The 7951-nt window shown below is 74.0% G+C and carries 10 protein-coding genes; all 10 read left to right on the top strand.

Annotated features, from left to right (window positions below; all coding sequences use genetic code 11):
* Positions 1 to 145: 145 nt before the first annotated feature.
* Complete coding sequence (locus ABD747_RS01780; RefSeq protein ID WP_344801357.1) at positions 146 to 1396, top strand: thiolase family protein; 1251 nt, start codon at positions 146 to 148, stop codon at positions 1394 to 1396.
* Positions 1390 to 2097 (top strand): energy-coupling factor ABC transporter ATP-binding protein, encoded by a 708-nt coding sequence (locus ABD747_RS01775; protein ID WP_344801356.1) that lies wholly within the window; start codon positions 1390 to 1392, stop codon positions 2095 to 2097. Before ABD747_RS01780 ends, ABD747_RS01775 begins: the two co-directional genes overlap by 7 nt.
* Positions 2094 to 2687 carry an energy-coupling factor transporter transmembrane component T family protein gene (locus ABD747_RS01770; protein WP_344801355.1) on the top strand — a complete coding sequence of 198 codons (594 nt, stop codon included), beginning with the start codon at positions 2094 to 2096 and terminating at the stop codon, positions 2685 to 2687. The genes ABD747_RS01775 and ABD747_RS01770 overlap by 4 nt, the downstream gene beginning before the upstream one ends.
* Positions 2688 to 2746: 59 nt before the next feature.
* Entirely contained in the window at positions 2747 to 4336 is a 1590-nt protein-coding gene (locus tag ABD747_RS01765) for an FAD-dependent oxidoreductase (protein ID WP_344801354.1), read from the top strand.
* A gap of 52 nt (positions 4337 to 4388) precedes the next feature.
* Positions 4389 to 4676 (top strand): SHOCT domain-containing protein, encoded by a 288-nt coding sequence (locus ABD747_RS01760; protein ID WP_344801353.1) that lies wholly within the window; start codon positions 4389 to 4391, stop codon positions 4674 to 4676.
* Positions 4673 to 5110 carry a DUF6325 family protein gene (locus ABD747_RS01755; protein WP_344801352.1) on the top strand — a complete coding sequence of 146 codons (438 nt, stop codon included), beginning with the start codon at positions 4673 to 4675 and terminating at the stop codon, positions 5108 to 5110. Before ABD747_RS01760 ends, ABD747_RS01755 begins: the two co-directional genes overlap by 4 nt.
* A gap of 66 nt (positions 5111 to 5176) precedes the next feature.
* Positions 5177 to 5758 carry an HIT family protein gene (locus ABD747_RS01750; protein ID WP_344801351.1) on the top strand — a complete coding sequence of 194 codons (582 nt, stop codon included), beginning with the start codon at positions 5177 to 5179 and terminating at the stop codon, positions 5756 to 5758.
* Between the two features lie 3 nt (positions 5759 to 5761).
* Entirely contained in the window at positions 5762 to 6397 is a 636-nt protein-coding gene (pgsA, locus tag ABD747_RS01745; protein ID WP_344801350.1) for a phosphatidylinositol phosphate synthase, read from the top strand.
* Positions 6390 to 7277: a phosphatidylinositol mannoside acyltransferase gene (locus tag ABD747_RS01740; protein WP_344801349.1), complete on the top strand. Its 888-nt coding sequence runs from the start codon at positions 6390 to 6392 to the stop codon at positions 7275 to 7277. The genes pgsA and ABD747_RS01740 overlap by 8 nt, the downstream gene beginning before the upstream one ends.
* Positions 7278 to 7293: 16 nt before the next feature.
* Positions 7294 to 7951, top strand: a 658-nt coding sequence (locus tag ABD747_RS01735; RefSeq protein WP_344801348.1) for a glycosyltransferase family 4 protein, incomplete at its 3' end; no start/stop codon positions are given.

Raw genomic sequence — 7951 nt, 5'->3', positions numbered from 1 at the left:
CTGGCCGGGGTGCGGAGTGCGGCACAGGTGCTGGCCGGGGTGCGGAGTGGGACCCGCGCGGCTGGCCGACGGAGTGGGCCGAGTGCCCGGCGGAGCGCGATGAGACGCCGATCGGGGTCTGCGCGGAGGCCAGGACGGTACGGCGATGAGTGACCGGCCGGTCATCGTCGAGGCGCTGCGGACGCCGATCGGGCGGCAGGGTGGTGCGCTGCGCGAGGTGCGGGCAGCCGAGCTGGCAGCCCCGGTGCTGGCCGAGCTGCAGGGGCGACTGGCCCGACTGGCGCCCGGCGTGCACCCAACGGCCGGCCCGAGAACCGCCGGCGAGGCAGCGTGTCCGGACGAGGTGATCCTCGGCAACTGCATGGGACCCGGCGGCGACGTCGCTCGGGTGGCGGCCCTGGCGGCCGGGTTGCCCGTAGCCGTGCCGGGACTCACCGTCGACCGGCAGTGCGGCAGCGGGCTGGCCGCCGTCGTCGTCGCCGCCGACCAGGTCGCCGCCCGCGGCGGGATCGTGCTGGCCGGTGGGGTCGAGTCCCCGTCCACCGCGCCGTGGCGATACTGGCCGCCCACCGGCGACGCGCGCGACCAGCCCCCGACGCACGGCACGCCGATGCGCGGCACGCCGATGCGCGACGCGCCGATGCGCGACGCGCCGACGCGCTACACCCGCGCCCCGTTCGCTCCGGACGGTCAGCCGGACCCGGAGATGGGCGAGGCGGCCGACGCCCTCGCCGCGACGTACGGGATCGGCCGCGCCGACCAGGACGCGTACGCCGCCCGTTCCCACGCCCGGGCCGTCGCCACCGCAGCCGCGGGCGGATTCGACGGCGAGATCGTCCCGGTCGGCACGCTGTCGCGCGACGAGCGCCCGAGCCCGCGGCTGACGGCCGAGCGGCTGGCCCGCCTGACGCCGGCATTCGGACCGCACGGCACGGTCACCACGGGCAACTCCTGCGGCATCAACGACGGTGCCGCCGCAGTTACCGTGGTCGACGGGCACCGGGCCGAGACCGCCCGGCTGCCGGGGCTCGAGATCGTCGCCACCGCGACCGCCGGCGTCCCTACCGATCGCCCCGGCTTCGGCATCGTCCCGGCGACCGAGCAGGCGTTGGACCATGCCGGGCTGACGTTGGACGATGTCGAGGTGATCGAGTTCAACGAGGCGTTCGCCGGCCAGGTCCTGGCCTGCTGCGCCGCGCTCCGGCTCGATCCGGCCAGGGTCTGCCCGCAGGGCGGCGCGCTGGCCCTCGGCCACCCGTGGGGCGCCTCCGGCGCCGTCTTGCTGGTCCGGTTGTTCAGCCAGCTGGTCCGCACCCCGCGCCCCGGTGCGTACGGCCTCGCCGCTATCGCGGTCGGCGGCGGCCAAGGCGTCGCGATGGTCGTCCGCTCGTGCTGATCGAACTGGCCGGCGTCACCCACCACTATGGCGATCGGCTCGTGCTGAGCGAGGTGACCGCCACCCTGACCGAGCACCGGATCGGGGTGATCGGCGCGAACGGGTCGGGCAAGTCCACGTTCGCGCGGCTGCTGAACGGGCTGCTGGTGCCGGACGCCGGTTCGGTCACCCTCGACGGGCTCGACACCGCCCGCGACGCCCGGGCGATCCGCCGCCGGGTCGGCTTCTGCTTCACCGACCCGGACGCCCAGATCGTGATGCCGACGGTCGCCGAGGACGTCGCGTTCGGGCTGCGCCGGCTCAAACTGCCGAGGGCCGAGCAGCGGGAGAGGGTCCGGGCCGCTCTCGCCCGGGCCGGACTGAGCGAGCACGCCGACCATCCGGCCCACCTGCTGTCCGGCGGCCAGAAGCAGTTGCTGGCGCTGACCTCGGTGCTGGTCACCGAGCCCGACCTGCTCGTCCTCGACGAGCCGACCACACTGCTCGATCTGCGCAACACCCGGCGGATCGCGGCCGTGGTCGAGACACTGCCGCAGCAGGTCGTGCTGGTCAGCCACGACCTCGACCTGCTCGCCGGCTTCGACCGGGTCCTCGTCTTCGACGAGGCCCGCCTGGTCGTCGACGCCGCGCCGGACGAGGCGATCACCCGCTACCGGAGCCTGATGACCAGCGGCGCCGAGAGACCCGAGCAGGTCCCGTGATCGGGCTGTACGTCCCGGGCCGCTCGGTCGTCCACCGCGCCCCGGCGTGGGTCAAGCTGGTCGTCCTGGTCGTGCTCGGCGCGGGCGCGATCTGGCTGGACCGCCCGTGGCAGGTCGCGCTCGCGCTGCTGATCGCGCTGCTCGGCTACCCGGCCGCCGGGCTGACTCCGGCCACCGCGCTGCGCCAGATCCGGCCGCTCTGGCCGCTGCTGCTGGTCACCGCCGGGCTGCAGCTGGTGCTCGACAGCTGGCAGCGTGCGGTCGTGGTCACCGGCACGATCGCCGTCTTGGTGCTGCTCGCCGCGCTGGTCACCCTCACCACCAGGACCACGGAGCTGGTCGACGCCGTCGTCGCCGCGGCCCGCCCGCTGCGCCGGCTGGGAGTCGACGCCGACCGGCTCGGGCTGATGGTGGCGCTCGGCGTCCGGTGCGTCCCGGTCGTGGTCGACCTCGCTCGGGAGATCCGGGACGCCCAGCGCGCCCGCGGCATGCGCAGCGCCCGCGCCTTCGCCGTACCCCTCGTCGTCCGCGCGCTCCGGCACGCCGACGCCCTTGGCGACGCGCTGGTCGCCCGCGGCGCCGACGACTGAGCCGACACCGTTATCGGCCCGGCATTGTCAGTGCCACCGTCCCCGGTGATGATGACCAGGTGACCGCGCAACTCCCACGCCGCGACGTCCTGCGGCTGGCGGCGCTCGCCGGACTCGGCACGGCGCTGACCGGCTGCGGGCTGCGCAGTCAGGACCCGTCGGACGTCGGCCCGCCCGCGGGCGGCCCGGGCGCGTCGACCGCGGCGCCGACCGCCCCTTCTGCCTCGCCGACCGGCCCGAGACCGACGTACGCCCAGCTGGCGAAACAGCTCTCCGGCACGCTGTCGATGCCCGGCCAGAGCGGCTACCAGCCGAAGAACCTGCTCTACAACCCGCGGTTCTTCGCCCAGACCCCACCGCAAGCCATCGCGCATGTAAAGAGCAGCGCCGACGTGGCCGCCTGCGTGGCGTTCGCCGCCGCCGGCGGCGCTCCGATCCGGATCCGCAACGGCGGCCACTCCTACGGCGGCTGGTCGTCCGGGTCCGGCCTGGTCGTCGACCTGTCCGGCCTGAACGCGGTCACCGTGAACGCGAGCGCCAAGACCGCGACCATCGGCGCCGGAGCGCTCCTCGCCGACGTCTACAGCGAGCTCGGCGCGAAGGGTGTCTCGATCGGCGGCGGTTCGTGTGCCACCGTCGGGATCAGCGGGCTGACGATGGGCGGCGGGGTCGGCGTGCTGGCCCGGACGTACGGGCTGACCTGCGACCAGCTCGCCGCCGCGCAGATCGTCACCGCCGACGGCAAGACCCGGACGGTGAACGCCCACACCGACGCCGACCTGTTCTGGGCGCTGCGCGGTGGCGGTGGCGGCAGTTTCGGCGCGGTGACCGAACTGACCTTCGACGTACGTCCGGCGCCGCACGTGCAGACCTTCTTCCTGCAGTGGTCCTGGTCGGCGGCGAAACAGGTGCTGACCGCCTGGCAGCACTGGACGGCGAGCGCGCCGAGCGAGCTGTGGAGCACCTGCAAGCTGCTCGTGCAGCCGGGAAAAGGCGGCCGGGTGCTGCTGGTCGGCACCTGGGTCGGGTCCCGCTCGCCGTCGTCGTCGCTGAGCGCGCTGCTGAAGGCCACCCCGAAGCCCACCACGAACTACCGCGGCGGGGGCAGCTATGCATCGGTGATGCTGGCCGAGGCCGGATGTTCCGGTGAGTCGGCGAACACCTGCATCGCGAACGCGCTGACGCCCAGCCAGCGGCTCCCGTTCGCGGCGACCTCCTCGATCCTGCAGAAGGCCCTGCCCAGCGCCGGGGTGGCGGCGATCGTCGCCGCGGTCGCCAAGGGCTCGAGCGTGCCGGGCATGGTCGAGGGCGGTGTGTCGTTCGACGCGTTCGGCGGCGCGATCGGGGAGGTGGCCGCCGACGCCACCGCGTTCCCGTGGCGGAGCGCCCTCGCCGACGTGCAGTACACGGCCACCTGGCCGTACGGCAAGGCCGGGTCCAGCCCGGCGCCCTACGACGCATTCGTCCAGGCCGAGCGGAAGGCGCTGCAGCCGTGGCTGGGCAACTCCGCGTACGTGAACTATGCCGACCCGAAGCTGACCGACTACCCGACCGCCTACTGGGGGTCGAACCTGGGCCGGCTCAGCACGGTGAAGAACAGCTACGACCCGCACGATCTGTTCGCGTTTCCGCAGTCCGTCCCGCTCTGAGGCGTCGCCGTTCGCGGTACGGTCGGCTCGGGTCCGAGCGAGGGGAGTGTCCATGCTGCTGGTTCCGCGGCAGTTGCGCCGTTACGGGATGACGGGCGACGTGCCCTACTACGGTGGCCGGTTCACCCCGGCCCAGGCATACGCGGCCTCGCACCCGTCCACGCCTCGGGCGCCCGGCGTGCCGTCGGACCAGGCGGTGCTGTACGCCCGCAGCGCCGTGCCCGGGACGCCGCCGCCCGATCCCGCGGCCGGCAACCAAGCCGCGCTCCAGCAGCTCCTGGCCGGCGGCGTGATCACCCAGGCCGAGTACGACCAGCTGCGGACCCGGGCGGCGCGATGACCGGACCGGTCCAGGTGCTGGTGGTCGGCTTCGACGAGCCGACGTACTCCGGCGAGGTGCTGGCCGAGCTGACCCGGCTGGAGGCGGCCGGGCTCGTCCGGCTGGTCGACCTGCTGGTGGTCGCGCGGACCGCCGGCGGGGAGCTCGAGATCGTCGCGGACGAGCGGCTCCCGGCCGGATCGGGTGAGCTCGCCGTCGAGGTGCTGACCCGCGCGGAGTCGGAGCCGGCCCCCGCCGACGAGGACACCGCGACCTGGTCGCTGGCCGACGCGGTCCCGGCCGGCGGGACGGCGGCGGTCGCCCTGGTCGAGCACGTCTGGGCCTCGCCACTGCGCGACGCGATCCGGCGCAACGGCGGCCGCGCACTGGACGAGACCTGGCTGGCACCCGACGACGTGGCGCTGCTGGAGCGCCTCGAGCACGACCGGAGCTGACATGTGAGTGCCGGCACACGCTCGCCGGCAGCGTCAGACGCACAACTCCGGGTAGGTTCTTCCTCGGTGAACGACAACATCGAGCTCGACGAGCCGTCGGCGTACGCGGGTGCGTCCGACGGCTTCGAACGACTCTGGACGCCGCACCGGATGGTCTACATCCAGGGTGAGAACAAGCCGGCGTCAACGGCCAGCACGGAGTGTCCGTTCTGCCGGATCCAGCGCGGGAGCGACGCCGACGGCCTGATCGTGCACCGCGGCGAGCTGGCGTTCGTGGTGCTCAACCTGTACCCGTACTCGCCGGGCCATCTGCTGGTCTGCCCCTATCGCCATGTAGCCGACTACACCGAGTTGAGCGCCGCCGAGATCGCCGCCGTCGGCGCGCTGACCGCGCGGGCGATGGCGGTGATCCGCCATGCGAGCGCGCCGCACGGCTTCAACCTCGGCATCAACCAGGGCAACGTCGCCGGCGCCGGGATCGCCGCCCATCTTCACCAGCACGTCGTCCCGCGCTGGAGCGGGGATGCGAACTTCCTGCCGGTGGTCGGGCAGACCAAGGCGCTGCCCCAACTGCTCGGCCAGACCTGGGAGGTCGTCTCCCGAGCCTGGGTCGAGGCGCCGGACGTGAGCGGCGCGGAGCGAGGCTGAGCGATGCTGGAGCGGTTCCGCACCGCGTGGGCCGCGGTCATGGCGCCACCGGCCAATCTGCTGAACCGGTGGGGCGTCTCCCCGGACGCCGTCACCATCGTCGGCACGCTCGGAGTCCTCGTCGGGGCGCTGGTCTGCTTCCCGCAGGGTTGGCTCTGGCAGGGCGCGGTCTGGGTCACCCTGTTCGTCATCGCCGACGGCGTCGACGGCCAGATGGCCAAGTCGAGCGGCCGGGCCAGCAACTGGGGCGCCTTCCTCGACTCCAGCCTCGACCGGCTCGGCGACGCCGCGGTCTTCGGCGGCATCCTGCTCTATTTCACCGGGCCGCGGGACTCCCTGCTGTGGGCGTCGTTCGCGCTGGCCGCGCTGGCCTTCGGCCAGGTCACCTCCTACGTCAAGGCGCGGGCCGAGAGTCTCGGCTTCACCTGCACCGGCGGACTGGCGGCCCGGGCCGACCGGCTGCTGCTGATCCTGGTCGGCGCGTTCGTCGCCGGCCTCGGCGTGCCGTATGCCCTCGAGGCCGTGCTGGTGGTGCTGACGGTGTTCGGCGCGATCACCGTCGTCCAGCGGATCCTGCAGGTACGGCGGCAGGCGCGCGCGGCGCAGGCACCCGTCGGCTCATCGGACCCCGTTGCCTGATCGCGATCGACTCCGGGCCTTCGGCGTCCGTCAGCTGTACCGGGCCGGCTGGCGGATCGGCTCCTGGCTGCCGCGCGGGCTGGTCGCCGCGATCATCGGCCGCGCCGCACGCCGCACCCTGCGGGCCGACGGCTGGCACGTCCGGAACCTGCGCCGCAACCTCGCCCTGGTGAGCGGCGCGCTCGCCGGCGACGACCTGGTCGAGGCGGCGCTGGTCAGCCACTTCCGCAACGTGTACGAGCAGCTCGCGCTGCCCGGCGCCGCCGACCGGCTGGTGGCCGGCGTGACGACGACCGGCGAGGCGGCGCTGCGGGCCGCGCACGCCGACCGCGGCGCGGTGGTCGCGCTGCCGCACAGCGGCAACTGGGACCTGGCCGGGGCGTGGGCCTGCCGCAGCGGCTTTCCGGTGACGACCGTGGCCGAGCGGCTCGGCGAGGCGGAGTTCGCCGCGTTCACCGAGTTCCGGACCCGGCTCGGGATGGAGGTGTTCGCCCACGGAGACCCGGCCGCCGTCGCCGGCCTGGTCGACGCGGTCGGGCGCGGCCGGGTGGTCTGCCTGCTGGCCGATCGGGACCTGGCCCGCGACGGCGTGGCCGTACGCTTCGCCGGACAGCCGGTGACGATGCCGGTCGGGCCGGCGCTGATCGCCCAGCGCAGCGGCGCGGCGCTGTTTCCGACCGTGAGTCAGTTCACGCCCGAGGGGATGGTGCTGCGGATCGGACCGGAGGTCGGGGTAGAGCCGGGACCGGACGGCCTGGCGGCGGCGACGCAGCGGGTCGCCGACGTGTTCGCCGAGCGGATCGCCGAACGGCCGGAGGACTGGCACCTGCTGCAGCCGTTCTTCGCTGAGCCGCTGACCGGCCCGGAGGCGGCGCGGTGACACGGATCGGAACCTGATGCGGATCGGAATCGTCTGCCCGTACAGCTTCGACACGCCGGGCGGGGTCCAGAACCACGTGCTCGGGCTGGCGCGGCAGCTGGCCCGGTCGGGCCATCGGCCGCACGTCCTGGCCCCGGGCACGACCCCCGAACTCGCCCCGGGATTGTGCCCCGAACTCGCCCCGGGAATGTGCCCTGAGCTTGTCGAAGGGCAGCTCCACCCCGCGGTCGAGTTCACCTCCGCCGGGCAGGCCGTCGCGGTGCCCTACAACGGGTCGATCGCCCGGGTGAACTTCGGCCCGTTGAGCGCGGCCCGGGTCCGCCGCTGGCTGCGGGCCGGCGACTTCGACCTGCTCCACATCCACGAGCCGGTCACGCCCAGCATCGCACTGCTGGCCCTGTGGGCCGCGGACGTACCGGTCGTCGCGACGTTCCACACCGCCACCCCGCGATCGCGCTCGATGCAGCTGGCCGGCGGTGCGCTGCGCGCCTCGATCGAGAAGATCGACGCCGGCATCGCCGTCTCCGAGACCGCCCGCCGGGTCGTGGTCGAGCATCTCGGCCGCGATGCCGTGGTGATCCCCAACGGCTTCGACCACGCCCACTTCGCCCGACCCCGCCCCGATCCCGCCCGCCCCGACCCTCCCCGCCCCGGAAACTGTGCACATCTCGCAG

The sequence above is a fragment of the Microlunatus ginsengisoli genome (assembly GCF_039537205.1).
GTDB classification, from domain to species: Bacteria; Actinomycetota; Actinomycetes; order Propionibacteriales; family Propionibacteriaceae; genus Microlunatus; species Microlunatus ginsengisoli.
This window is presented reverse-complemented; position numbering and strand designations above follow the sequence as displayed.